The following is a 25,229-nucleotide window of genomic DNA, read 5'->3' as shown; positions in this document are numbered from 1 at the left end:
ACATTAAAAATGGTACAACTATATAATTTAGTTCATGGTAAAGAGTCTTTATCCAAAATTATCGATAAACTAAGAGATTGGAACTTCGAAACATTAGATGGGATTGGCTTTTGCAGGATGCATGATAGATATTCTGCTATTGAATTAAAAGTTTATAATCTTAACAATTATCCCGAAAAAGATAAATTAGGACAATATAAATCTCATTTAAATTGGAATGTAGATAAAGACTTATTTCCAATAGAAAATTATGAATATGCGGAAAAAGAGCTTATAAGATATTCTGAGTTTATCACAGATTGGTTTTCTACAATAAAAGGAGAAACAATATATTTAGTATATGAAATTAATTTTGCAGGATACGCCCCGACAGACACGTGGGGACGAGGTGCGGCAGGCCGAGCATTTTTAAACGCCATAATTAGCTGTTTTGATGAAGATCTATATCAAACTGGAATTGAAAGAAAAGAAAAAGATCATCCTTTAGAAAATGGAATTTATCAAAGTGTTTATAGTCCTAGTCGAGTTTAAAATTTAACAATACAATCTTGTAATATTTGCGGAGCTACTTGCGGAGATTTCTCCTTGCGTCGAAATGACAAAACTGTCCGAATAGACAAAAACCAACCCTCATTAAATCAGTATTTTAGTAAGAATTTTATATATTTGGTCAACCACCAAAAACAAATTTACTATCTAAAAACCACTATTAATGAAAGGACTTATTAAACTCGGCCGTTTATTTTACGGTATTGGCATAATTGCTTTGGGAGTACATCAGCTTATTATTAAAGATTTTCGATCCGAAATTTTATCTCCTTTTCCTGCTTGGGCGCATCAATATCCTGGTTTTGATATACTTACCGGAATTGTTTTAATATTAGCAGGAATTATTATTTCGGGAATTGTTACCATTAAATTTATTGATACCCGAAAAGTATGTCTTTATTTAGGTTTTGCTTTTCTTGCCGCTTTTATGGTTTCTCATCTTCCGTTTATTTTCATTTTTAATACCGATAAAACCAACGCTACACAAATCTGGATCAATGCTATCGAAGAACTCACTTATAGCGGCGGAGCGTTTGTATTGGCTGGTTCCTATAGTGCGAACAAAAGCGAAAGCAAATTCGACAAATTTCTAGAAAAACTTATTCCTGTTGGGCGAATTTTCTATTCGCTTTTAATGCTTTTGTTTGGTTTAAGCCATTTTCTTTTTGCTGAGTTTGTGTCTACGATGGTTCCTAAATGGTTGCCTGGAACTATGTTTTGGACTTATTTTGTAGGCGTTGCGCTTATTTGTTCGGGCATTTCGATTATTTTTAAACTTTGGATTAAACCTATTTCGCTTCTTTTGGCTTTAATGCTTTTACTTTTTGTACTTTTCTTCCATATTCAAGATGCTGTTGCAAACCCAACTGTAGGTGGCGGAAATGAAATTGTACGTGCCATTATTGCTTTACTTTTCTGCGGAATTGCATTGGTAATTGCACTAACAAACGATTCTAAAAAACAGGTTTTAGCAAACTGAGTTCATCCCCAAATAAATCTATCTAATCAAAAAAGACAATGACCAAATTCAATTTCAATAACAAAAGATTTGCGCTTATTCAGAATTCGGAAAACGGACAAGTAAATACAGAAACTGTTTTCAACTACAAACAAGACGACAATCTTGTTACTGCCGATTATTTTGGCGGAAGCATAAAATATGGTAAAATCATTGCCGAACTAGCCGATGATAAATTAAACATGCTGTATCAATGCATAACAGTTGATAACGAATTGAAAGCAGGAAAAGCATTGGCACAAATTTCGCTAACCGAAAACGGAAAAATAAAACTAGCTCTAGATTGGCAATGGCTCAATAATGGAAACGAAAAAGGAAAATCGGAGTACATAGAAATTGAATAAGCAAATTCGTTAATCATTAAAAAACTCAAACCATGGAAAACTTCGATTGGACTTCTTTCACCAAAAAAATAGCTGTTAAAGCTCCGCTCAGCGACATTTACAATGCTTGGACCATTGCGAACGAACTCGAAAAATGGTTTCTAGAAAAAGTATCTTTTTTTGATACGAATCTAGAACCAATCGGCAAAGACCAAAATGTTTCGGGAGGAAATACTTATGAATGGCTTTGGTATTTGTATGATGATGCCATGAAAGGAAAAATCACTTCTGCCAACGGAAAAGACCAATTGCAGTTTACGTTTGAAGGTTCGTGTTTGGTTGATATTAAATTGAGCGAAGAAAACGGTTACACAATTGTAGAACTTCGTCACCACAACATTCCAACAGATGATAATTCGAAAAAATTCATCAGACTGGGCTGTTCCAACGGCTGGCATTTTTATTTGACCAATCTGAAATCGGTTTACGAGGGCGGTTTGGATTTGCGTAATAAAGATGAAAATTTGAATCCTATGATTAATAATTAAAAGAAAAACTATTTCAAGTGGATTTTGAACAAATAATAGCAGGCCGAATTATTCTGGAGTTTTTAGGAGCTTTAGCAAGATTTCTCGGTTACAATTTATGGACTCTTTCCAACGACAATGATTTCAGAACATTTTCGAGTTTCTGGTCACCAAGTGGAAGTAACCAAAAAAAGATGATAATAGTAATCGAAATCATATGATTGGAGTTCTTTGCTTAGGAGGTTTCGTAATGCTGCTAATTATCTTTAATACCTAATTCAAAAACCATTCATTTAAAATGGGATATAATTTTTACAATACAGAAGAAGAGATTTTATATCTCAATAATTCTAGCGAATACGATACTTTGTCGGTTTTTAAATTCTGCGCAAATGATCTTCATAGAATAAACGAAAGAATTAAAAACGGAGAAACGATCAAAATCATTGAAAATATTGATAAAGAATATGCTAAAACGTATATCATCGAGAACACAACAGATTTTAAAAAATGGGTCGAAAAAATATACAACGGCGGTTTTGAAGATTATCTCGAAATTGGAATAAAATAGTTTTTCTTAAATAGTATCTGCAAAAAAAATATCCCAAAAAGAAAGTCTTTTTGGGATGTTTTTTATAAATGAAAACACAAGAAAAACCACCTTTTAATGTGGCGCAAATCGATTATGATCGTATAGTTTTTTCTCTGTGATATAATGTAAAATAAGATTCTTTGTCTGTTCTGCCGTCAAATCCTGATTGTATTTTTTTGCCACTACAACTCCCAATCTATTTTTTTCATCGTTTGACAGGTTTTCAAAATAAGAAAGTATAGTTTCTTTGTTTTCCAATTCGTTAATATCAAAAACTGGAATTATTTCCTGCTCTTCAATTTCTTTCTTTCTGTTTGAAACGTTTATTTTCTCTACTTTTTCAGTTTTGTTTTCAGAAAAAGTTTTAGCTGGCGTATAATTAACCGCAACTTTAGGTTCTGGTTCAGAAGGTAAATCTGCTGGATTCATTTTAGAAACTACTTTAAAAATATTTCCTAAAACCGCAGCCAAAACTATTTTTGGCAAAAACACAATGATATCACTGTTAATTACTTTTACCATTTGAAGCGCCGAAATTATACCATAAATCATAAACGCAAAACCTAATATTTTAAAGTAATCTTTTAAAACAACATCAATTTGTCTAAGACGGTTTCCTAAAATAATATCAATCACGATTAACACTACACTAGATAAAAGCAAAAAAATGGCACTCGAAATAGAACTTGCGCCAAAAGAGAGCAATGCATTTGCATCGTCGGAAGAAAAATAGACTTTTAGCGCCTTAAAAAAAATTACGCCAACAGAATAAACGCCTATTGCTAAAAAAATGAAAGAAGCATTTATTAAAGAATTCGCTTTATTGTATTGGAGTGTTTTATTCAAAAGAACTTTAAGTACAATAAGGAGTCCGATCCAGATTAGATTGCTGAAAACAGAAAAACCATTGACTGTTAAACCGTGAAGCCAAGTTTGGTCGACATAAATAAAATCTTTGTAAACTGAAAAAATTAGCATTAATCCAGCATATACAAATGCTACTATTGCAGCAGTATTATAAATTTTAGGCAATCTTGCTTTTGAGGTAATGTTATTCATAGAATGATTAGTTTGTTAATTGGTGATTGGGTGGTTATGCAGTCAAAAATATAAAAATATAATTACAAAATTACTTTAACATTTAAGGTATTTGAATGTGTTTGCGATAAAAAATAAAAGCTGCAAAATCACGCAGCTTTTTATATTTTAGAAGTAGAAAAACCAATTTTTACGATTGCAAATCACGCCACAACGCATTCCATATTTTTTTCTTCCATAATCTGCATATCGATTATTTTTTGAGCAACAGTTCCTCTTTCAAATAAACGAATGAATTTGAAAACGGCGCTTACAAAATACCCCGGGTTCGAAACCAATCGAGCGATTTCTGTTATTCTCTGATCTCGTAATTGTGTACAAGCTTCTCTTTCGTTTTCTGGAACAGCTACAAATTCGTTCGCAAATTTCCATGCGCCATTTCTTGCGGTTTCCATGCTGAAATCAATAAAGAAATTATCTACTTTACCCGTAAATTTTAATATCCATGTAAGTGTTGGCCAAATTTTGATTAAGCATTTTTCGACACCGCCAACCAAATTGCTAAGAATAGAGTTTATCTTATCAAAATCGGCTTTTAAATCTTCGATATCTTCAACTGTGCTGACTTCTGCCGAGGCAATTCCTAAATCGAGGTTAATATGCGCATTGATTCCGAGAAGTAAATGCTGCAATACTATTGGCCAGAACTTTTCGGCTTGTTCAAAAGCAAATGCCCAGCATTCAGACGGTTTTTCTTTTGCTTGATATTGATAATACGCTTTCAGATATCTATTGGCAAAAATAACATCCAACTTTTCCATTCGCTCACCATTTTGAAACGAACCTGCCAAAATACCTTCTTTTACTCTTACAGTCACTTCGCGATATAGAATAGCAAATAAACCCAAATTGCTCTGGTCTATTTTTGATTTTTCTATTATCTGATCCAAAAACAGAATGACTTCGTCTATAGTTTCAGCTTGTTTCATACTCATTTATAATTGGTTATGATTAAATTGAGAAGAACGAATTTAATTATTTTAAGCTTCCATTGAACGATTTTTGAAGCAATTCTCTTATTATTTCGCTTTCTAGTATTTCAAAAAAAATCCCAAAAGAAATATCTTTTGGGATTTTACTAAACTTAAAACGAAAACGAAACGATGTTTACTATTCTTCTACTTTTAAAATCTCTAATTTAAGATTTCCTTTTTTAGCAGGCCATTCAATAATATCGCCTTCTTTATAGCCCACCATTGCAATTCCTTCATCTGAAAGAACCGAAATTTTGTTTTTACTGACTTTTGCTTTTTCCGGACCAACAAGAAGAATTGTTTTTTCTTCGTTATTGATGTGATCTTTATAAGTAACTTTTCGATCTATAGAAACTACATCTTCAGGCAGATTTTTTCGCAATACCTGCGTGGCATGTTTTAGCTGCCCTAATAAAAGTTCTTCTTCTTGAGCGGTTACTTTTTTTCTTCTTACGTGATCTTTAATTAAATCGTAGGTTCCTGTAGTTAAAATTATATGTTGTGACATGACTTTCTTGTTTGCTTCATTATTTCTAAGATATGACACAACTCTACAGTGAACAGCACGCAAAACGGCATATTCAACGATATCATATCCTGAATAAATGAGATTAAATAATAAAAATTAAATGGTAAAATATCCCCTGCCTAGAGTTGTGACAGGGCGAAAGAAATAAACTCTTTTGAGCTTTTCAAGAAAGTATCGTCATGCAAATACAGCAATGTGCACATTAAGCACATTAGACAGCTATTTACTAAATAAAAATTTGCAGTGACCATTATGGTATTAATTGTAATATTTTTAGCAAGATAAGCTTATTTCTGACAATAAAAAAATTATAAATTGCCAATATGGTTTTACGTAAGGATTTTGATTTTAAACCATTTACTTTTGGAAAAAATCTTAAACTATCCGAAAAACAAAACCTATGAAACTAATACTAGCTGCGTTACTTTTAATTTTAAAATTAAATTTATTTGCACAATCCAATCAGTTTGCAGGCGATTATACCCGCTCTCTTTCTGACGAAATTCATAAACTTGAATATAAACTGACTTTAAATCCAGACGGAACATTTGAATTTCATTCCTATTCCAACATACAAGGCGGAACTCCACAAGAAGTCAATAAGTACGGAAAAGGAAAATGGAGCGCAAAAGACAATCTGATCACTTTTTCTTCTGATAAAAAAACAGATTTAGACCAAAAATATACTTTAGATTTTAGCCATTCTACAGCAAGATTTGTTACTAAAAATCCGAGAGACAAAAGCGATAAAATAGTGAAGACAAAACTTCAATTTTTAGAATCGGAAATCTTTTGGATGAGAAGAATTGATATTTTTAAAGTATAAATGAAATGAAAAAATACTTGTTTTGGTTTTTCTTCTTTTATCAATTGCAACGTTTTCACAAAACAAAAAAGAGAGTCCAATAGATGCGTTAGAGTCAAAATGTCTTAATAAAGGCAATATTTCTAATGCAGACATGTGCAATTGCACCATACAGGCCCGTGAATCTTGGGACAAAGAATTGAACAAATATTACAATTTATTGAAAACGAAACTCCCAAAAGAAGCTTTTGAAACTTTGAAGGAATCTCAAAAACAATGGCTTGTTTATCGAGATAAAGAATATAGCTTTGTTTCAAAATACTTTTACGAAGTAAAGCAAGGAACTATGTGGTATCCTGCTGCCGAAAACAAAAAGAAAGAAATGGTAAAAGCAAGAGCAGTCGAATTGGAGGAATATTACAAAATGTTAGAATATTAAATACTTAGAAATGAATCATTCTCTTATAATTGTTTTAAAAAAATATACGCCTATTTTTTCTATCGTCTTCTTTTTTGTGAGTATAGTTCTGACGTTTTATGAAATATTCTACTTTTTATTACTATTAGGTATTTTGCTCTTATCAGTATCAATCTTAGCTCATACTTTCTTAAGTGACATTGATAAAACAGGAATCGAAATTTTTGGAAAAATCGTTGCTTACGACTCAGATGAAGATGGTCATAAAACCCCTATAATTGAGTTTCAAACTTCTGACGGAAAGCTTTTTAAAGGCACTCCTCTTATTCATTCCTCATCAGACATAGATAAATTTCGTTCGTATCAGGAAAATATAAATAAAAAAATTAAAATACTTTACAGTGCAGATTGTCCTGAAAATTTTATTATAAAAGGAAAAACTTACACCTTTTTTCTGAATCTCATGGCTATTGTTGGTTTGGGACTTATAATTTGTTCCATTGCAAAACTTTTAGGATATGATTTTATCTTCTAAAATTATTTTTCGAATTTGCAAGAACAACTTAGAATCTTAGAGCCTTTGCCCCTTTCTTTAAAATTCCTTAATTTCGCTACAAATAAGAAAAGGAAAAAATGAAGGTCTGTATTGCTGAGAAACCAAGTGTAGCACGTGAAATCGCATCTGTTTTGGGTGCCAATACCAAGCACGATGGCTATTATGAAGGCAACGGCTATGCTGTGACCTACACTTTCGGGCATTTATGCACCTTAAAAGAACCTAACGATTATAAACCGCATTGGAAAAGCTGGGATTTGAACAATCTGCCCATGCTTCCTGAAAAGTTTGAAACCAAAGTAGTTCAGAATTCGGGAATTCAAAAACAGTTTAAAATCATAAAAAGCCTTTTTGAAAAAGCCGATGTGGTTATCAACTGCGGGGATGCTGGACAAGAAGGAGAACTCATTCAACGCTGGGTGATGAACGAAGCGCATTATAAAGGCGAAATTCAGCGTTTGTGGATTTCATCGCTGACTACAGAAGCTATTAAAGAAGGTTTTGAAAACCTTAAACCCTCTTCTAATTATGATAATTTATTCTACGCCGGATTTTCGAGAGCCATTGGAGATTGGCTTTTAGGAATGAATGCAACGCGTTTGTACACCGTAAAACATGGCGGTTACAAGCAGGTTTTGTCTATCGGGCGCGTGCAGACGCCAACACTGGCAATGGTTGTAGATCGTTTTAGAGAAATTGAGAACTTTAAACCTCAGCCCTATTGGGAATTGCAGACTTTGTACAGAGAAACGCTTTTTAGTTATGAAGAAGGCCGTTTTCTAAAAAAAGAAGACGGAGAAATTATAGCCGCAAAAGTTAAAGAAAGTGATTTCGAAATTGTTTCTGTTGACAAAAAGAACGGAAACGAATATGCTCCAAAGCTTTTTGATTTAACAGGTTTACAGGTATATTGCAACCAGAAATTTGGGTTTTCAGCAGAAGAAACGCTGAAAATTGCACAAACTTTGTACGAGCAGAAAGTTATTACTTATCCCAGAGTAGATACGACTTTTTTACCTGGAGATATCTATCCGAAAGTGCCTGGAATTCTGCAAAAATTGACCAATTATGCCGAATTGACTCAGCCAGTTTTGGAGAAAAAAATCAAGAAATCGCCAAAGGTTTTCAATGATAAAAAAGTAACCGATCACCATGCGATTATTCCAACGGGAGTTCAGAACAATCTGCCTCATAATCAACAGCAGGTTTACGATATTATTACAAGACGTTTTATTGCCGTTTTTTACGATGATTGCCTCGTTGCCAACACGACTGTAATCGGAAAAGCTGCCGATGTGACTTTTAAAGCAACGGGAAAAGAAATCTTGAAAAAAGGTTTTCGTGTTGTTTTTGAAGATCCGAATGCGAAAGAAAAAGAACCCGATTTATTGCCGAGTTTTACTGTGGGCGAAAAAGGCCCGCACGAGCCTTCTTTTCTTCAGAAAGAAACTAAACCGCCTAATCAGTTTACCGAAGCTACTTTATTGCGTGCGATGGAAACAGCAGGAAAACAGGTTGACGACGAAGATTTACGCGAATTGATGAAAGAAAACGGAATCGGGCGTCCGTCAACACGTGCGAATATTATTGAAACGCTTTTTAAACGTCAGTATATTGTTCGTAATAAAAAACAGGTTTTACCCACTTTAACGGGAATTCAATTGATTGATACGATTCAAAATGAATTGGTGAAATCTGCCGAACTTACAGGAACTTGGGAAAAGCAATTGAAAGATATTGAGAAAGGAACTTTCACCGCCGCAGCATTCATTAGAAACATGAAACGTATGGTGGAAGCTTTGGTTTATGAAGTTCGAAGCGAAACCAAACATGCCAATATTTCGCATGCTGCAACGATTCAAAAACCAGTTGTAAAAGCAGAAAAAGAGAAAAAGAAAGCCTCTGGAATTTCGGCAGAAACTTGTCCGAAATGTCAAAAAGGAAATATACTGAAAGGAAAATCGGCTTTTGGATGCAGCGAATATAAATCGGGTTGCGATTTTGTATTGCCTTTTGTTTTTCATGATAAAAAAATTACAGAAAGCCAATATTTACGATTGGTTCAGAAAGGTTCTACAGTAAATATAAAAGGCTTTAAAACCGATTCTGGAACTGTTGAAGGTTTAATTCGTTTTGAGGAAAATTACAAACTGAAATTAGAGCCAAAGAAAACAGATAAAAAAGCCGAGCTAAAAGAAAGTTCAGATGCTTTGACTTGTCCGAAATGTAAAAAGGGAACAATTCTAAAAGGTAAAACCGCTTATGGCTGTGCCGAATACAAATCAGGTTGTGACTTTAAAGTTACTTTTGATGAAGTTCGAGCAAAATTAAAAGACCAAAAACCTACTAAGGAATTGGTTTATTCTATTTTAAGTGCGAGCGTTTAATTTTTTCTTCGCCACCAATTTCACAAATTTCCACGAATTATTTTTTGAAAATTACTGTGTCTATATTATTTGCCACAGATTAAAATGATTAGCGCAGATTTATTTTTTTTGCCACGACTCGACCGAAGGGACAGACGTAGTAATTACGCAAATTTACACTAATTTATTTCACGCAGATTTTGCAGATTTGTGCAGATTGATTAGATTTTTATTGATCTAAATCTGTGTGGATCAGCTTAAATCTTTTTAAATCTGCGTGAAATAAAAAACAAGAGAACTTGTGCAAAAACACACAGTAAAAAAAATCATTTTAGTCCTTTTAATCTGTGATAGATATAAAAAAGAAATTCGTGGAAATTTGTGCAATTAGTGGCAAACATTTTTTTCATACATTAGTGCTATCAAAAATCTAATAAATATGTTTCAGAAAATTACTCTTTTAGCTCTTATATTAGCCGCAGTTTCCTGCCAGAAAAAAGAAACGGTTGAAAAAGACAAAATCAAAAAAGCCGACTGGTTAATAGGGAATTGGGAAAATAAATCTCCTGAAGGCGTTTTATCTGAAAACTGGCAAAAGCTAAACGATAGTACTTTCAGTGCTTCTTCTTATTTTATTAAAGGAAAAGACACTTTGCATTTTGAGACTATTATTCTGGCTCAACTAGGAGAAACGCTTACTTACAAAGCAACTGTAAAAGGTCAAAACGATGACAAACCGGTCTTCTTCCCTTCTACTTCAGAAACAGATAAACAATTGATTTTCGAGAATCCAAAACACGATTATCCTCAAAAAATCACTTATACAAAAGGTGCCAATAATACTTTGACTGCAGAAATTTCTGGAAATCTCAACGGAAAACCGAGTTCTGAGAAGTTTGTGATGACCAAAAAATAATTCTTTTTGAATGTTTACATTTGTCCTTTCTTTTTTCGCTATTATTATCGTATTGAATATCATTTTATATATAAAGTATTCAATTATTCCAAAATCATTTATACCGCTTGAAAGCAAAATAATTCGCTTTGAAGAAAGGATAAAATGGCGTGACGCTACAGGAAGTCCAAGCAATCCAGAAGTATCGCCAACTTACTATGTGCCAATTATAGAATATACTTTTAATGATAAAAAATATATTTATGAGGGTAAGCTTCCGATAACGTTTGCAACTTATAATTTCAATCGCAAAATAGTAATATACGTGAATCCTAAAAAACCATCTGATGTCAGACATAAAATTAAATACCATTGGGAGTGAATTATGGAATGGCTATAGCAAGCACAATGAAACTCGAGCTTTTTTAATCGATTTAATTCAAAACGGAATCACTTCTTTTATTTTTAGATATAATCGAATAGAAGAATCAATAAACACAACTTTCGATTTTAGGTTTTATTGCATAGAAAATCAGGTTGAAAAAGAACTATTCTACGTTAATTGCAGCTCTACCAGAAAAACATTGCTTTCTTTCTTAGAAATCCTTAATCATATTAATGAAAACTATAAAATTGACTTAGTGAATGAATTCGCTAATGATGGTTATTTTTATGAAAGTGAGAAGCAAGAAATAGTCCGACTTATATATCCATAATTTTCAACAGATTTTTTTAATTGAATACACAGGAATATGTTCCTTAGAAACGTTTGATTATGTTCACAACATTCATTCCGCAATACAGGTGTCCCTACAGGACACTATGCAAACACTTAACCTTTTTTTACCAACCAGATATTCCTAACGGAATAATTTCTATAAATAATCCCTTTCAAAAACATAATAGTTTCCGGAAAAACCCAATTAAAAAAACCTTAGAACCTCAGCATCTCAGAACCTTAACATCTTAAAAAAGACTACTCATTCTCCCCGATCTTATTCACCATAAAAATCATCAGAATTCCTAAAAGCGCCATAATAAGAAACGCCCATTTCATACTTAGATATTCGGAAATAAAACCAACCATTGGTGGAACTAATAAAAATCCTAAGTAACCAATTGTAGATATTGAAGTTAAAGCAGAACCACTGCTTAATTTTGAAGATCTTCCGGCAATACTAAACACCAATGGAACCACGCAAGAAACCCCAAATCCGATTAAAACGTAACCAAAAATTGTTGGATATGCGTACGGCAGTATAAAACAAATACCAAAGCCAACCGTTATTAATATCCCGCTATAAAGCAGGATTTTTTTAGTTCCAAATTTCATTACCCCATAATCGCCAAAAATACGTCCTAGCGTTACTGCCGAAGCAAAAAATACAAACGCGGCACTGGTTAGTTTTGGAGAAGCTTTCAATATATTTTCGAAGTAAATTCCGCTCCAGTCGTACATTGTATTTTCGCAAGCCATTGACACGAAACAGATCATGGCAAATTTTACCAGATTTTTTTCTGGCATTGAGAAAAACTTCTTTTTAACTGGAACAGGTTCATTGTGAATACTCATCGGGTAAAAACAAGCCGTTAAGGCCAGCATAAAAATGCTCACTCCCAATAAGTGATGTGATGGCGCAATCTTCTGTGTTACCATTACATACCCTAATCCCGCTCCTGAAAACACAGCGATACTCCAAACCGCATGAAAACGCGTAATAATCGACTTCGGATATAATTTCTGCACTTCAAGAGATTGTGCATTTATAGATAAATTGAAAATATTACGAGAAGCTCCGAAGAATAAAAGTATAATAACCAACTGCCAGACAAATGCTGCCAAACCTGGCAAAGAAAGTGCAACATTAAACATAACCGCTCCAAGCAGCATGATGTAACGGCTGCTGTATTTGTTTAACAGTTTTCCTGTAAAAGGCATCGTCAGCATTAAACCTATTGGAAAAGCGAATAAAACGGCTCCGAATTCGGCTTCAGAAAGTTTTAATTGGGCTTGTATATGTGGAATTCTCGAAACCCACGAAGAATAACCAAAACCAGAAAGGAAGAAAAAAACAGTATTGGCAATGCGATATCCTCGAGGCGTATTTTGAATCTTTTTAAAGAATGGTAAAATCATGAAGTCAATTTTCAGACTGCAAAATTAAGCCTTTTTAAAGTTTATCTCACTACAACTTCTAACAAGAATTTCGATTAAATGCTCTAAAATCAACATTTAACAATTTCAACAATAAATGATAAAGAATAAAAGTACTCCTTATAACCTGTTTCTTATTTTATTAGTCAAAATAATAAAAAAGCATTCTTAGTTTTTTTTATTTTTAATTATTCTAAATAAAGCTTATGTTTGTAGAAAATATCATTCTAATAATTTAAACTTGATCTTATGAAATCAAATACTTTAAAAACACTAAGCTTTTTATTTTTAATGCTTTTTGCTGCACCTCAACTTTTTGCTCATGCTCTTTGGATCGAAACTAAAGCAACAGGAACAAAAGGAAAAGCTCAGGAAATTTCTGTTTATTTTGGAGAGTTCTCTGATAACGATATTACAAAAGCCGATAAATGGTTTTCTGATTTAAAGGATTTCTCTCTAGTTATAATTTCTCCTTCAAAAAAAGAAATTAAATTGACTTCTAAAGCTTTAGACAATAAATACCAAGCTTTCTTTACGCCAGATGAAGATGGAGTTTATACGATTGTAATGCACCATACAGTAAAAGATGTTTATGGGACTATGAAACTAGATTATAACTCTAGTGCAAATGTTGTCGTTGGAAATAAAGCTGCGGGAAACAATATTGCTTCTAATACTAATAAAATCGCTGTTTTCTCAGAAAACGCAGATGTAGCTAAAAAAGACTCTAAAATTACCGGTGTTGCTTCTTACGACGGAGCTATCGCAAAAGAAACTAAAATTAAAGTAATTGCACCAAACGGATGGGAAAAAGAATTGTGGACAAACGATAAAGGAGAATTCTCTTTTACTCCAATCTGGTCTGGAAATTATATGGTAGAATATGCTCATACAGATAAATCATCTGGTGAACATAACGGCAAAAAATACGACGAAATCTGGAAAATGGCTACCTACCAAATTGCAGTAAAATAATATCCGAATATTTCATTCTTAGAGATTAATTTCAATTTAAAAAACCTTGCTCAATGGCAAGGTTTTTTTGTTGTTATTTATACCAAATTAAAATAACATTAGAAAATTCTTAAGCAAATATTAAGAAAACAATAAGTAAGATTTAATAAAGAAAATCACTTCATAATTTCTTGTTAAAGAGTCTGTATATTTATATTTGCACTCGATAATTTTTATTGAATCTAAATAAATACCATGAAATATAATTTACTATTTGTATTAGGATTATTGAGTTTTGCCTCTTATGCGCAAGATTACTCAAGCAACGAATCTACTTCTTCAGTAAACGATACAGTTAAGAATAAAAAAGGGGAAATTTTAAATGAAGTAGTTGTTACTAAAACCAAAGAACCAAAGCCCGTAACAGCAGTTCGTTCCGGATTAAAACCAATGGATAACCCTCAATCGATACAAGTTATCGGATCTGAAATTATCGAACAGCAGCAAGCAATCAGATTAAGTGAAGTACTTAAAAATGCCAATGGTGTTTACGTTAGTTCTGCTCGTGGTGGCGCTCAGGAATCTTTCTTTTCAAGAGGTTATGACATGTCTGCTAATAACATGTTTAAAAACGGATTCCGCTACAATTCAGGATCAATTCCTGATGTTTCTGGCCTAGATAAAGTAGAATTTTTAAAAGGTAGCGCGGCTTTATTATTTGGAAATGTAGCGCCAGGGGGAATTTTAAACTTAGTAACCAAAACGCCTCAATTTAAAAGCGGAGGAGAAATCTCAATGCAAATGGGAAGCTATGCTTACTACAAACCAGCATTTGATTTCTATGGTGGTCTTAATAAATCAATCGCCTTTAGAATTAATGGTTCTTACGAAAACTCTGAAAGCTTTAGAGATGTTGTAAAAAACGAACGTTTATACATTAATCCGTCTTTACTTTTCATTGTTAATCCAAAAACTCAAATTACAGTTCAAGGAGATTATTTAAGTGCAGATTGGACACCAGATTTTGGAACTGGAATTATCGGAAAAGAAATTTTAGATTTACCACGTAATGCTTTCTACGGGTCACTTTGGTCAAATGGAACAACTAAATCTTCAAGCGCATCCGTATTATTAAACCACGATTTTAATAAAAACTGGAAATTAAACTTTAATTCTTCTTTCCAAAATTACGATAGAGGAAGCTACTCTACTGCCCAATTATCAGGTTTAGATACTTACCCGAATCCTGGAGATTGGAATAGAGGCTTAACAAAAAATAAAAACTTAGAGCAAATCTTTGGTGACCAATTAAGTTTACAAGGAAACTTTAGTACTGGATCTGTAAAACACCAAATTTATACAGGTGTTGATTGGGAAAATTCATTTGCAACAGCTTACACTTTTACATTTGACGAAAAATATGTAATTATTGGAACAAAAGATGGCAAACCTGTATATGGCCCAACTCTTTACGATACTATAAACTTATTTACGTTTGATCCTGCAGATCAAAGAATGGATATTCCAACAACTGATAGAGCAACTCAAATCACAAAAACAGATACAAATCGTTTTGGAGTTTATTTCCAGGATTTTATTTCGATTACAGATAAATTTAAAGTCTTAGCAGGTATAAGATGGTCTTGGCAAGAGGCTGAAGTTAGCACATACAAAGAAACTAAAACTGGCGCTGGAAATCCTCAAGATGCAGTTCCAACAATTACTCCGAAACGTTTAGATAATGCATTTTCTCCTAAAGCTGGATTAGTGTATCAGCCAACAAAAGACGTTTCGATATTCGGAAGCTACTCTACTTCTTTCACGCCAAATACCGGAACAACTGTAGATTTGCAACCTATCGAAGCTTCTATCATTGATCAATATGAAGTTGGTGTAAAGACAGATTTCTTTAAAGGTTTATTAAGCACAAATATTACTGTTTATCAAATTACAAACAGCAATTTAGCACAGATGGCACCAACAAAAGCTGATGGAAGCGACAATTTTGATGCAAGCATTAAGATGTTAAGCGGTGAAACTAAAAGTAAAGGTGTTGAAGTTGATGTTACAGCAAGACCAGTAGATGGTTTAAACATTATTGCTGGATACAGCTATAACGACATGCGTTATACTAAAACTTCAGGTTTAAACGGAAGTTTTGTTGAAGGAGATCGTGTAGCAAGAACACCATTAAATACAGCAAACTTAAGTTTCTTTTATACTTTACAATCTGGATTCTTTAAAAATGTTTCTTTTGGAGCAATCGGAAATTACGTTGGAGACCGTTTAGGAGGATGGAATGATGATTATGTTTGGACAGAAAACAAACCTTCAACTAATCCAAAAACGTACACGGTAACCATAAGAGATCGTGATATTCCGTTAGAAGGCTATGTTACAGTTGATGCATCTGTTGGATATACTTGGAGAAAATTCTCTATTCTTTGCAAATTATCAAACATTACAAATACATTAAACTATACAGTTCATGAGAACTATAGTGTAAACCCAATCGCTCCTCGTCAGGTTATGACAAGTTTGAGATACAAGTTCTAAAATATTGAATTAGAGTTTTAATTTTATCCCAAGATTTTCAAATTAAACTGAAAATCTTGGGATTTTTATTTTAAAGAATTCAATAAAGTAATATTAAACTTACTTTTGTTTTGGTTTTTGAAAAAATACACTATTTTTGTATTTAACACTATGAAATATGAATTACAACTTATCATTTCAGGAAAGAGCGAAGTTAAGCATGGAACAATTATCCAAGCAGCAGCCAGTTACCTTAGAAGAAGCCAAAGCTCAAGTACAGTGGCTAAAGAATTCAAGCATTTCAAAAAACAAGAAAAAGAGACTTTAGAAAGATTTATTGCCTTAAATAGTCTTTGGATTTTAGATATCAATCTTGATAATTATGTTTCTGAGGGAGCCGAACAAAAGGTCTATTTAAAAGACGGAAAGCATGTTATCAAACTTAATGATTCTATTTATTACAACTCTTGGGTAGATTATTTCAACAATCTATTATTAAACAACTTCTTTTTTCCAGACACAGCATACAATTTACTAGGCTTTTTCAAAAATGCAGATATCTTATATGCAGTTGTGGAACAGCCTTTCGTAAAAGCAACTGAACCAACAGACTTAGAGCTTGTAAAGAAGTTTATGCTTGAAACGGCTTTCTAAATACCAAAAACAACGATTATTATAATCCTGATTTAGGAATTATTCTTGAAGATCTTCATGATGAAAATGTATTAACAGAAAATGGTATACTTCAATTTATAGACACCGTTTTCTATATTAAAGATAATTTCTACGAAAATTAAAAAACTAATTTCGTAAAAAAACACAATTTCTGCTGACATACCCTTGTCACTTTATATCTTTTAATTTGCATTATAAAACACTAAAAAGATGAGCAAATTAGATTTAACCAAAACGGACAAAACGTATTATAATGCCAAAACTACTCCTGAAATTGTTTATATAGAAAAAGCAAATTATATATCGCTTACAGGTCAAGGTGATCCTTCTGGAAAAGATTTTTCAGAAAAAATTCAAGCGTTATATACCACCGCTTATGCCATTAAATTTATGCATAAAGCCATGAACAATGATTTTGTTGTTCCAAAACTAGAAGCATTATGGAGTTTTGATAATGAAAAATACGCATCCATCTCAATGGATGAAGCTCCGCTGAAAATACCCCGCTCCGAATGGAATTACAGAATCATGATTAGAATGCCCGATTTTGTAACGAAAGAACAAACCGAAGAAGCTATTGCCATTGCAGTCAACAAAAAACAAAATGCATTAGCCAAAACAATTGAATTCTTTAAAATGGAAGAAGGCAAAGTTATTCAGGTTCTTCATATTGGCCCTTTTGAAACTGAACCTCAAACACTGAAAAAAATTCAAGAATTTAGTACCCAAAACAATCTACTTCAAAATGGATTGCATCATGAAATTTATCTCTCAGATTTCCGCAAAACGGCTCCCGAGAAATTAAAAACAATACTTAGAGAACCTGTAAAATAAAAGAACCCGACAGATTTAGAAAATCTGTCGGGTTTTGTTTTATAATCTCTAATCTGATTTCTTACTTCAAACCAGCCAAACTCTGCTCGATTGTAGCAATTTTTGCCAAAGCATCGGCTTGTTTTTGTTTTTCTAAATTAAGCACTTTCTCCGGAGCTCCGTTTACGAATTTCTCGTTAGAAAGTTTTGCTTCAACAGATTTCAAGAATCCTTTTGTATAATTTAATTCTTCTGTCAGTTTTGCAATTTCAGCTTCAACATCGATGTTTCCTGTAATCGGAATGAAATATTCATTTGATTTTACACGGAAAGACAATGCGCCGTCCACTTTTTCTGAAACATATTCGAAAGCAGAAACGTTTCCTAATTTCGTTATGATTGAATCAAAATAAGTAGAAACATTTTCGCTGTTGATTCCTTTTAATTCGATTGCATCTTTAAACGGAATATTTTTATCTTTTCTGATCGTTCTAATTCCAGAAATCACTTCAATAGAATTTTCGAAATCAGCAATCAATTTAGCATCAAACGGTTTTACTTCTGGCCAAGTTGAAACAATTAAAGCTTCTTCTGGAGATCTTTCAGCAATTAACTGCCAGATTTCCTCTGTTAAGAAAGGCATAAACGGATGCAATAACTTCAAGTTGTTTTCTAACATTTCGATCGCTTTCGCGAAAGTTACGCTGTCAATTGGCTGTTGGTATGCAGGTTTAATCATTTCTAAGAACCAAGAACAGAAGTCATCCCAAACCAATTTATAGATTGCCATTAATGAATCTGAAATTCTGTATTTCTCAAAATTATCTTCAATATCAACCAAAGTCTGCTGCAATTTCGCTTCGTACCATTCGATTGCCACTTTTGATGATTCTGGCTGTGCGATAGTTTCAGAAACTTCCCATCCTTTAATCAATTTGAAAGCATTCCAAATCTTGTTTGAAAACGCTTTTCCTTGACTGCATAATTCCTCATCAAACATAATGTCGTTTCCTGCAGAAGCACTTAAAAGCAATCCTACACGAACTCCATCGGCACTAAATTTATCGATCAAATCTAAAGGATCAGGAGAGTTTCCTAATGATTTAGACATTTTACGACGTTGTTTATCACGAACTAAACCAGTCAAATATACATTTGTAAATGGTTTTTCTCCTGCATATTCGTAACCAGCAATAATCATTCTCGCAACCCAGAAAAATAAGATATCCGGACCTGTAACCAAGTCATTTGTTGGATAGTAGTATTTAAAATCTGGACTTTCTGGATCCATAATTCCACCAAAAACAGACATTGGCCATAACCAAGAAGAGAACCAAGTATCTAATGCATCAACATCTTGTTTTAAGTTGTCGGTTGTTAGTTGTTGGTTGTTGGTTTTTTCTTTTGCTAAAGCTAAAGCGTCTTCAATGTTTTCAGCAACTACGAAATCTTCTTTTCCGTCACCATAATAGTACGCTGGAATTTGCTGTCCCCACCATAATTGACGAGAAATATTCCAATCGCGAATATTGTTTAACCAGTGCGCGTAAGTGTTTTCGAAACGTTTTGGATGTAATTTAATATCTCCTGTTTCTAAAACTGACTTAATTGCTGGTTTTACCAATTCTTCCATTTTCAAGAACCATTGGTCTGATAATCTTGGCTCGATTACCGCTTTTGTTCTTTCAGAAGTTCCTACTTTGTTTAAGTGAATTTCTGTTTTTGCTAAAGCTCCAATTTCTTGAAGTTCTTTTTCAATTTCCTTACGAACCACAAAACGGTCTTTTCCTTGATAATGTAATCCGAAGCTGTTTAAAGTCGCATCTTCATTAAAAATATCAACGATTTCAAGATTGTGTTTTTCACCTAATGTTTTATCGTTCATATCGTGCGCAGGCGTTACTTTCAAACATCCTGTTCCGAATTCAACGTCTACATATTCGTCTTCAATAATTGGAATTACTCTTCCGCAGATTGGAACAATAGCTTTTTTACCTTTTAAATGTGTAAAACGCTCATCGTTCGGATTGATACAGATTGCAGTGTCTCCAAAAATAGTTTCCGGACGTGTTGTAGCAATCGTCAAGAAATCTTCTGAACCTTCGATTTTATATTTTAAGAAAAATAATTTTCCTTGCTGTTCTTCGTAAATTACTTCTTCATCAGAAAGAGTAGTTTTTGCTTCTGGATCCCAGTTTACCATACGGTATCCTCTGTAGATTAATCCTTTGTTGTATAAATCTACAAACGATTTAATTACAGATGCAGACATATCTGGATCCATTGTAAATTTGGTACGCTCCCAATCGCAAGAAGCACCTAATTTCTTAAGTTGTTCTAAGATTGTTCCACCATATTTATCTGTCCATTCCCAAGCATGTTTTAGGAATTCTTCGCGGGTCAAATCGTTTTTATTGATTCCTTCTGCTTTCAATTTTGCTACCACTTTTGCTTCTGTAGCAATAGAAGCGTGATCTGTTCCCGGAACCCAACAAGCATTGAATCCTTTAAGACGTGCACGACGAATTAAAACATCTTGAATCGTATTATTCAACATATGTCCCATGTGAAGGACTCCAGTGACGTTTGGCGGCGGGATTACAATGGTGTACGGTGTTCTATGATCTGGTTCTGAATGAAAATAATTGTTTTTCATCCAGTAATCATACCATTTACTCTCAATCGTCTTAGCGTCAAATTGTGCTGGAATTGTCATTTATATATGTTTAATCGTTTATTTGTTTAACCGTTTAATCGGTTTTGATCATTGGACTTCAATTAATTCATTTTCTTGTTTTCTGTTTTCAAAAAGATCATTTACAATTCAATCTCAACGATTAAACAAATAAACGATTAAACAGTTAAACAAAAAAATGGTTCAATTTTTGTATTTATAACTGACAGCAAAAGTAAATAATTAAGTAGACTATAAAAAGAGAAATAATAATTTGTGTGTTAATTAAAAGAATGTATATTTACTTACAATTAAAAAAAGATTTCATATGAAAAATGCAGCCTCTTTTATTGCAGTCTTATTGTTTAGTGCAGTAAGTTATGCGCAAAATGGCCCAAAAATTGAATTTGCAGCCCCTGATAATACAATTGATTATGGAAAAATTTCTAAAAGTGACAATGGGCTTCGTTCGTTTGAATTTACCAACACAGGAGATGCTCCTCTATTAATTACAGGTGCAGAATCTACAGTAAGTTCGATTATTGTAACAAAACCTTCGGCAGCAATTCAGCCAGGCAAAAAAGGAAAAATCGATGTAAAATATAATATGGTCGCAGGACCTATTCGTAAAACAATTACTGTTGAAACAAACGCAGTAAACTATCCTGACGGAAGAGTAGCCCTTAAAATTAAGGGGGAAGTTCAATAAGAATTTAAAATCTTAAAATAACAAAAATAGCTGTCTCAAATGGACGGCTATTTTTTTTTTAAAGCTTCAGAGAAGCGAAATATTTATAGCAAAAGAATAAATATTTACAACATAAAGCTCCAGAGGAGCGTCATATATTAAGTCTACAGAAAAAATATGTCGCTCCTCTGGAGCTTTATCCATTTTTGATATTACCAATTCTATAAATATTTCCTGCCACTGGGGTTTTTACAGATCAAAAAAAATGTCATAAATATTTCTGTCCAATAAAAAAATTGTCCTTTTGAGACAGCTTCGTTTTATTTTTGTAGAGAAACATCTTGCTTCTCCAATCTTTCTTCTTTTATTTCTTCTCAGCGCATTCAGCAGTATCAAATTTGTACTTTACGCTTTCAAAATCAATTGGTTTGTCTTTTACTAAATAGGTTACTCCCATTGTAGTCTGCATGGTTCCGTTTCCTAAAATAAGCTGATTATTGCGTTTTAAAAGCGCCATCGGATTCTTGAATGTTTTCTCTCCGTTTACATTGTCTTTAAAAGTATAATCTACAAATAAAGTATCACCATGAAATTCACCAGCAACTTCTCCCGTTCTAACAGTTGAAGGTGCAACTCTCATAATCATATCTCCACTTAATTTTCCGTTTTTTAAAGTATTTAATTTTAAATCTATCGTATCCTTTTCATAAATTGCTTTGTAGCAAGCTGTGCTTACTACTGTTTCTCCTTCTGCTTTTGCAGCTTCAACTGCTTTTTGTTTTTCTTCATTTTTACAGCTTTGCAATCCGATAAAGGATAAAAGCAAACAAGATAAGGTTAGATTTCTCATACTATTTTTCATTTTGTTGATATAACTATAAAATTAAAGAAAAAGATTTCAGTAAAAAAGTTTTGGCAAAGTTTTTCTGTAAAAATGAAACCCGACAGGTTTTAAAAACCTGTCGGGTTTAGTATGTTTCAAAAAAATTACAAATTTTTAATTACAAATTCAGATCTTCTGTTCAATTCATGTTCTTCTTCAGAACATGATTCATCAGTTTTACATTTTATAATTGGAACCGATTCTCCATAACCTTTTGCAAAAACTCTTTTGGCTTCAATTCCTGATTGAATAATAAACTCTCTAGTTGAATTGGCTCTTTTCTGAGATAAATCGGCATTGTATTTTTCATTTCCTCTTGAATCCGTATGCGATCCAATTTCAATTACCATTTCAGGATATTTTTTCATTAATTCGACCACTCTTCCTAAAATGACTTTGGATTCTTTACGAATATACCACAAATCATAATCAAAGTAAATCGGGTCGGTTTTAATGATCAAACGATCTTTGTCTTTTACGACATCTTTTTCTTTTGCTAAAATCTCTTTTACTTTTTCCTGCTTTTTAATTTCAGCTGCAACGATAGCCGCTTCTTTGGCTTTTTTCTCTTTTTCTTTTAATTCAACTGCTGCCAAAGCTTCTTTTTTCTTGTTTTCTTCTTCAATAATAATTTCCTGCTTTCTCTTGTTTTCAGCAATTTGCTTTTCTTCTTGTTTAATTACTTCTAAAGATTTCAAAGCCAAAGAACCATCATTTACTTTATCTCTTGTTTTGTCTAAGGTCAATATTTTAGAAGCGTTGGTATAGTTTTCCTTGAAAGCGCTAATTTTATACGAAGTCTCACAAGCAACTGTAAAACTGAATTTTCCATCGGTCGAAGTTGTAATGGTATTTAACGTTTTATTTTCTGAATCTTGTAATAATACCGTTGCGTTTTCTAGAACCAATTGCGTATCTACATCTGTAATTGTTCCAGCGATAAACTGTTTGCAATCTTCAACAATCAAATCTTTTATTTCTTTGAATTGATAGATATCATCACTTCCTTTTCCTCCTTCTCTATTTGAAGCAAAAAATCCTTCTTTGGTATTTGAATCAATATTAAACGCAAAATCATCTAAATTAGAATTTAATGGAAGCCCAACGTTTATAGGCTTTGAATAGTCATTTCCATTTATTTCAGAAACAAAAACATCTAAAGATCCATAACCTAAGTGTCCATCTGATGAAAAATATAATTTATTGTCTGCCGAAGCAAAAGGAAACTGTTCTCTCTTATCTGTATTAATTTGCGCCCCTAAATTCTTCGGCGTATCATACGCTCCTTTATTTATATTAACCGAATAAATATCAAATGACCCCAAAGAACCAGGCATATCTGAAGCAAAATACAGGACTTTTTCATCTGCACTCAAAGCAGGATGCTCAACAGAATAATTCGGACTGTTGAATGGAAGCGCTGTTATATTAGCCCATTTTCCTTCTACCAACTCTGCTTTAAAAATCTGAAGATTGGAGATTTTCTTTTCGTCTTTTCTCTTCTTGCCGTTTTTAGAATTATTTCTCGTAAAATACATCGTTTTGCCGTCTTTTGTAAAAACTGCATTCGATTCGTGCATTCCGGTTTTCAATTCTTTTGCAAAATAATGGACAATAGAATCTGCCGAATTGATGTTTTTTAAAGGGATTGAAACCAAATTCAAATAGGTTTCGTTATCCCATTTAAACTTTTTATCAAATAAACCAGGCTTCAATTTAACTCCTGCAAAAACTAGATCCTCTTTGTATTTAACTGCTCCAAATTCAGAATTTGGCGTATTTACAGCAAGGTTTTTAATTTCAAAACGTTTACCTATTGCGGTAACATTTTCTAAGGTTTTGAGTTCTTTTTCAAAATTGGCAATATCTTCTGGATTAGAAGATTTAGCATAATATTCTTTTAGATTGGCATTTGCATCATCAGTACTATTAGTTGCTTTTAAAGTCTGGGCATATCTAAAATAATACTCTCGGTCTAAATTATTGCTGTAATTTGATACCAACAGACGATAATAACGTTGTGCTTTGACCAAATCATTGGTATAGAAATAAGAATCGGCTAGATTTTTAATGACTTCTTGCGAAGGTTTTTCATCTGCTAATTTTTGATATAAAATAATGGCTTCGCTGTAATACGTTTTATCAAAAAAACGCTTTGCTCTAATCAATTCCTGATCCTGTGCATTTACAAACTGTATTGAAAATACGAATATAATAACGAGTAATTTTTTCATATTTTTCATCTTAAAAGAATCTTGGTGATTTATCGAATCCTTTTCCTAATAGATCTAAATCAAATAACAGCATAATTTCATGCGTTCCTGAATTAAACTGACCGAAATTTGTGAGCGTATAATCATAGGCGTAACCCACTCTCAAAGTCGGCGTTACATTAATATTGAACAGCGCACTTACCGAATCATCAATTCTGTAGGCAACACCAAATTCAAACTTTTCATCATACAAAACATTCGCAGTGACGTCTAAAGTTATTGGCGCGCCTTTTACAAATTTTGACATAAATGCAGGTTTCAATTTCACCTTATCGCTAACCTGAAAAACATAACCAGCCGTTAAAAAAGTGTGTATTTCTTCAGAACCAAAAGCATTCATTCCAGATTTTTCTTCAATGTATTTTGATTTCAGCAAATTTGGAACAGATAATCCAACGTAGAGATTGTCTCTAAAATAGTAGGCTCCTACTCCAATATTTGGTTTTGTTGCATTTATATTTTCTGAAAAAGCTAAATCTGTCTGGGGATCTGTAAATTGAAAACCATTAAAATTGGTTTGCATTGATGAAAATCCCGCTTTTAAACCCAGCGATAATTTATTTTGCCCGCCCAATTTTAAAACATAGGCAAAATCAGCGTAAACGTTATTTTCTTTTTTGGCACCATCACCGATATCATCTGAAATAAAAGAGATTCCAGCTTCTATTTTGTCTGAAATGGCAGTGTGACCAAAAAAAGTAAAGGTCTTTGGAGCTCCAACTGCTCCTACCCACTGTGTTCTGTATAGTCCTCCAAAATTCATCATGGCAGGAACGCCTGTTGCATAAGCAGGGTTGACCACACTCATATTGTACATATAATGCGTGTATTCCGGATCTTGCTGGGCAGAAATGGATAAACAGAAAAGGAAATTTATAAGGAGTATTATTTTTTTCATTTGAAAATTATATTAAAAATATAAAAAAGAG

General features: G+C 33.0%; 24 protein-coding genes and 1 pseudogene. 17 read left to right on the top strand and 8 right to left on the bottom strand.

What is annotated here, in order from left to right:
• The first annotated feature begins 9 nt into the window (after positions 1–9).
• The 5 genes from RB618_RS21690 to RB618_RS21670 all read left to right on the top strand — a co-directional run bounded on the left by RB618_RS21690 (position 10) and on the right by RB618_RS21670 (position 2,988).
• Positions 10–531: a hypothetical protein gene (locus tag RB618_RS21690; RefSeq protein WP_308070720.1), complete on the top strand. Its 522-nt coding sequence runs from the start codon at positions 10–12 to the stop codon at positions 529–531.
• Positions 532–712: 181 nt separating this feature from the next.
• The gene (locus RB618_RS21685) at positions 713–1,528 is read left to right on the top strand and encodes a DoxX family membrane protein (RefSeq protein WP_308070719.1); all 816 of its coding nucleotides are present in this window, start codon (positions 713–715) and stop codon (positions 1,526–1,528) included.
• Positions 1,529–1,566: 38 nt separating this feature from the next.
• Complete coding sequence (locus tag RB618_RS21680; protein WP_308070718.1) at positions 1,567–1,911, top strand: hypothetical protein; 345 nt, start codon at positions 1,567–1,569, stop codon at positions 1,909–1,911.
• Positions 1,912–1,943: 32 nt separating this feature from the next.
• Positions 1,944–2,438, top strand: coding sequence for an SRPBCC domain-containing protein (locus tag RB618_RS21675; RefSeq protein ID WP_308070717.1), 495 nt, complete (start codon positions 1,944–1,946; stop codon positions 2,436–2,438).
• Between the two features lie 277 nt (positions 2,439–2,715).
• The gene (locus tag RB618_RS21670) at positions 2,716–2,988 is read left to right on the top strand and encodes a hypothetical protein (protein ID WP_308070716.1); all 273 of its coding nucleotides are present in this window, start codon (positions 2,716–2,718) and stop codon (positions 2,986–2,988) included.
• Between the two features lie 93 nt (positions 2,989–3,081).
• Here RB618_RS21670 and RB618_RS21665 read toward each other — a convergent pair whose 3' ends face one another.
• The 3 genes from RB618_RS21665 to RB618_RS21655 form a co-directional block, all read right to left on the bottom strand.
• On the bottom strand, positions 3,082–4,068 hold the full coding sequence (locus tag RB618_RS21665) for a hypothetical protein (protein WP_308070715.1): 987 nt from the start codon (positions 4,066–4,068) through the stop codon (positions 3,082–3,084).
• A 182-nt stretch (positions 4,069–4,250) separates the two neighbouring features.
• Entirely contained in the window at positions 4,251–5,042 is a 792-nt protein-coding gene (locus RB618_RS21660) for a DUF5995 family protein (protein ID WP_308070714.1), read from the bottom strand.
• 175 nt (positions 5,043–5,217) lie between these two features.
• Positions 5,218–5,589, bottom strand: a complete 372-nt coding sequence (locus RB618_RS21655; protein WP_308070713.1) for a GreA/GreB family elongation factor — start codon at positions 5,587–5,589, stop codon at positions 5,218–5,220.
• Positions 5,590–6,010: 421 nt separating this feature from the next.
• On the opposite strand from RB618_RS21655, the gene RB618_RS21650 reads away from it, so the two are divergent.
• The 7 genes from RB618_RS21650 to RB618_RS21620 all read left to right on the top strand — a co-directional run bounded on the left by RB618_RS21650 (position 6,011) and on the right by RB618_RS21620 (position 11,366).
• Positions 6,011–6,436 (top strand): copper resistance protein NlpE N-terminal domain-containing protein, encoded by a 426-nt coding sequence (locus RB618_RS21650; protein ID WP_308070712.1) that lies wholly within the window; start codon positions 6,011–6,013, stop codon positions 6,434–6,436.
• Between the two features lie 22 nt (positions 6,437–6,458).
• Positions 6,459–6,854, top strand: a complete 396-nt coding sequence (locus tag RB618_RS21645; RefSeq protein ID WP_308070710.1) for a lysozyme inhibitor LprI family protein — start codon at positions 6,459–6,461, stop codon at positions 6,852–6,854.
• 10 nt (positions 6,855–6,864) lie between these two features.
• Positions 6,865–7,368, top strand: a complete 504-nt coding sequence (locus tag RB618_RS21640) for a hypothetical protein (RefSeq protein WP_308070709.1) — start codon at positions 6,865–6,867, stop codon at positions 7,366–7,368.
• 98 nt (positions 7,369–7,466) lie between these two features.
• Positions 7,467–9,776 (top strand): DNA topoisomerase 3, encoded by a 2,310-nt coding sequence (locus RB618_RS21635; RefSeq protein WP_308070708.1) that lies wholly within the window; start codon positions 7,467–7,469, stop codon positions 9,774–9,776.
• A gap of 418 nt (positions 9,777–10,194) precedes the next feature.
• Positions 10,195–10,671 carry a DUF6265 family protein gene (locus RB618_RS21630; RefSeq protein WP_308070707.1) on the top strand — a complete coding sequence of 159 codons (477 nt, stop codon included), beginning with the start codon at positions 10,195–10,197 and terminating at the stop codon, positions 10,669–10,671.
• Positions 10,672–10,681: 10 nt separating this feature from the next.
• Positions 10,682–11,032, top strand: a complete 351-nt coding sequence (locus tag RB618_RS21625) for a hypothetical protein (RefSeq protein WP_308070706.1) — start codon at positions 10,682–10,684, stop codon at positions 11,030–11,032.
• Complete coding sequence (locus RB618_RS21620) at positions 10,998–11,366, top strand: hypothetical protein (RefSeq protein ID WP_308070705.1); 369 nt, start codon at positions 10,998–11,000, stop codon at positions 11,364–11,366. The genes RB618_RS21625 and RB618_RS21620 overlap by 35 nt, the downstream gene beginning before the upstream one ends.
• A 260-nt stretch (positions 11,367–11,626) precedes the next feature.
• Here RB618_RS21620 and RB618_RS21615 read toward each other — a convergent pair whose 3' ends face one another.
• Positions 11,627–12,787, bottom strand: coding sequence for an MFS transporter (locus RB618_RS21615; protein WP_308070704.1), 1,161 nt, complete (start codon positions 12,785–12,787; stop codon positions 11,627–11,629).
• Positions 12,788–13,054: 267 nt separating this feature from the next.
• On the opposite strand from RB618_RS21615, the gene RB618_RS21610 reads away from it, so the two are divergent.
• The 4 genes and pseudogenes from RB618_RS21610 to RB618_RS21590 all read left to right on the top strand — a co-directional run bounded on the left by RB618_RS21610 (position 13,055) and on the right by RB618_RS21590 (position 17,803).
• Positions 13,055–13,780 carry a DUF4198 domain-containing protein gene (locus RB618_RS21610; RefSeq protein WP_308070703.1) on the top strand — a complete coding sequence of 242 codons (726 nt, stop codon included), beginning with the start codon at positions 13,055–13,057 and terminating at the stop codon, positions 13,778–13,780.
• A 234-nt stretch (positions 13,781–14,014) separates the two neighbouring features.
• Complete coding sequence (locus RB618_RS21605; protein ID WP_308070702.1) at positions 14,015–16,315, top strand: TonB-dependent siderophore receptor; 2,301 nt, start codon at positions 14,015–14,017, stop codon at positions 16,313–16,315.
• A 150-nt stretch (positions 16,316–16,465) separates the two neighbouring features.
• Positions 16,466–17,091: pseudogene (locus RB618_RS21600) on the top strand (hypothetical protein).
• 88 nt (positions 17,092–17,179) lie between these two features.
• The gene (locus RB618_RS21590; protein ID WP_308070700.1) at positions 17,180–17,803 is read left to right on the top strand and encodes a GyrI-like domain-containing protein; all 624 of its coding nucleotides are present in this window, start codon (positions 17,180–17,182) and stop codon (positions 17,801–17,803) included.
• 61 nt (positions 17,804–17,864) lie between these two features.
• Here RB618_RS21590 and RB618_RS21585 read toward each other — a convergent pair whose 3' ends face one another.
• On the bottom strand, positions 17,865–20,498 hold the full coding sequence (locus RB618_RS21585; protein WP_308070698.1) for a valine--tRNA ligase: 2,634 nt from the start codon (positions 20,496–20,498) through the stop codon (positions 17,865–17,867).
• 286 nt (positions 20,499–20,784) lie between these two features.
• On the opposite strand from RB618_RS21585, the gene RB618_RS21580 reads away from it, so the two are divergent.
• A complete protein-coding gene (locus RB618_RS21580) occupies positions 20,785–21,165 on the top strand; it encodes a DUF1573 domain-containing protein (protein WP_308070697.1) in 381 nt (126 codons plus the stop codon).
• A gap of 343 nt (positions 21,166–21,508) precedes the next feature.
• On the opposite strand, the gene RB618_RS21575 is transcribed toward RB618_RS21580, so the two are convergent.
• The 3 genes from RB618_RS21575 to RB618_RS21565 all read right to left on the bottom strand — a co-directional run bounded on the left by RB618_RS21575 (position 21,509) and on the right by RB618_RS21565 (position 25,198).
• Complete coding sequence (locus RB618_RS21575) at positions 21,509–21,994, bottom strand: hypothetical protein (protein WP_308070696.1); 486 nt, start codon at positions 21,992–21,994, stop codon at positions 21,509–21,511.
• Positions 21,995–22,131: 137 nt separating this feature from the next.
• Positions 22,132–24,261: an OmpA family protein gene (locus RB618_RS21570; RefSeq protein WP_308070695.1), complete on the bottom strand. Its 2,130-nt coding sequence runs from the start codon at positions 24,259–24,261 to the stop codon at positions 22,132–22,134.
• Positions 24,262–24,271: 10 nt separating this feature from the next.
• Positions 24,272–25,198, bottom strand: a complete 927-nt coding sequence (locus RB618_RS21565) for a type IX secretion system membrane protein PorP/SprF (protein WP_308070694.1) — start codon at positions 25,196–25,198, stop codon at positions 24,272–24,274.
• Between the last annotated feature and the right edge of the window lie 31 nt (positions 25,199–25,229).

The organism is Flavobacterium sp. LHD-85, assembly GCF_030929595.1.
Lineage (GTDB): Bacteria > Bacteroidota > Bacteroidia > Flavobacteriales > Flavobacteriaceae > Flavobacterium.
Note: the sequence above shows the minus strand (reverse complement) of the source record. Positions and strands in the feature narration are given on the sequence as shown.

What these genes read in the sequence shown, in the direction of transcription:
- RB618_RS21690 (WP_308070720.1), top strand. Translation starts at nt 10, where the DNA reads ATGGTACAACTATATAATTTAGTTCATGGTAAAGAGTCTTTATCCAAA.
- RB618_RS21685 (WP_308070719.1), top strand. Translation starts at nt 713, where the DNA reads ATGAAAGGACTTATTAAACTCGGCCGTTTATTTTACGGTATTGGCATA.
- RB618_RS21680 (WP_308070718.1), top strand. Translation starts at nt 1,567, where the DNA reads ATGACCAAATTCAATTTCAATAACAAAAGATTTGCGCTTATTCAGAAT.
- RB618_RS21675 (WP_308070717.1), top strand. Translation starts at nt 1,944, where the DNA reads ATGGAAAACTTCGATTGGACTTCTTTCACCAAAAAAATAGCTGTTAAA.
- RB618_RS21670 (WP_308070716.1), top strand. Translation starts at nt 2,716, where the DNA reads ATGGGATATAATTTTTACAATACAGAAGAAGAGATTTTATATCTCAAT.
- RB618_RS21665 (WP_308070715.1), bottom strand. Translation starts at nt 4,068, where the DNA reads ATGAATAACATTACCTCAAAAGCAAGATTGCCTAAAATTTATAATACT.
- RB618_RS21660 (WP_308070714.1), bottom strand. Translation starts at nt 5,042, where the DNA reads ATGAGTATGAAACAAGCTGAAACTATAGACGAAGTCATTCTGTTTTTG.
- RB618_RS21655 (WP_308070713.1), bottom strand. Translation starts at nt 5,589, where the DNA reads ATGTCACAACATATAATTTTAACTACAGGAACCTACGATTTAATTAAA.
- RB618_RS21650 (WP_308070712.1), top strand. Translation starts at nt 6,011, where the DNA reads ATGAAACTAATACTAGCTGCGTTACTTTTAATTTTAAAATTAAATTTA.
- RB618_RS21640 (WP_308070709.1), top strand. Translation starts at nt 6,865, where the DNA reads ATGAATCATTCTCTTATAATTGTTTTAAAAAAATATACGCCTATTTTT.
- RB618_RS21635 (WP_308070708.1), top strand. Translation starts at nt 7,467, where the DNA reads ATGAAGGTCTGTATTGCTGAGAAACCAAGTGTAGCACGTGAAATCGCA.
- RB618_RS21630 (WP_308070707.1), top strand. Translation starts at nt 10,195, where the DNA reads ATGTTTCAGAAAATTACTCTTTTAGCTCTTATATTAGCCGCAGTTTCC.
- RB618_RS21625 (WP_308070706.1), top strand. Translation starts at nt 10,682, where the DNA reads ATGTTTACATTTGTCCTTTCTTTTTTCGCTATTATTATCGTATTGAAT.
- RB618_RS21620 (WP_308070705.1), top strand. Translation starts at nt 10,998, where the DNA reads ATGTCAGACATAAAATTAAATACCATTGGGAGTGAATTATGGAATGGC.
- RB618_RS21615 (WP_308070704.1), bottom strand. Translation starts at nt 12,787, where the DNA reads ATGATTTTACCATTCTTTAAAAAGATTCAAAATACGCCTCGAGGATAT.
- RB618_RS21610 (WP_308070703.1), top strand. Translation starts at nt 13,055, where the DNA reads ATGAAATCAAATACTTTAAAAACACTAAGCTTTTTATTTTTAATGCTT.
- RB618_RS21605 (WP_308070702.1), top strand. Translation starts at nt 14,015, where the DNA reads ATGAAATATAATTTACTATTTGTATTAGGATTATTGAGTTTTGCCTCT.
- RB618_RS21590 (WP_308070700.1), top strand. Translation starts at nt 17,180, where the DNA reads ATGAGCAAATTAGATTTAACCAAAACGGACAAAACGTATTATAATGCC.
- RB618_RS21585 (WP_308070698.1), bottom strand. Translation starts at nt 20,498, where the DNA reads ATGACAATTCCAGCACAATTTGACGCTAAGACGATTGAGAGTAAATGG.
- RB618_RS21580 (WP_308070697.1), top strand. Translation starts at nt 20,785, where the DNA reads ATGAAAAATGCAGCCTCTTTTATTGCAGTCTTATTGTTTAGTGCAGTA.
- RB618_RS21575 (WP_308070696.1), bottom strand. Translation starts at nt 21,994, where the DNA reads ATGAGAAATCTAACCTTATCTTGTTTGCTTTTATCCTTTATCGGATTG.
- RB618_RS21570 (WP_308070695.1), bottom strand. Translation starts at nt 24,261, where the DNA reads ATGAAAAAATTACTCGTTATTATATTCGTATTTTCAATACAGTTTGTA.
- RB618_RS21565 (WP_308070694.1), bottom strand. Translation starts at nt 25,198, where the DNA reads ATGAAAAAAATAATACTCCTTATAAATTTCCTTTTCTGTTTATCCATT.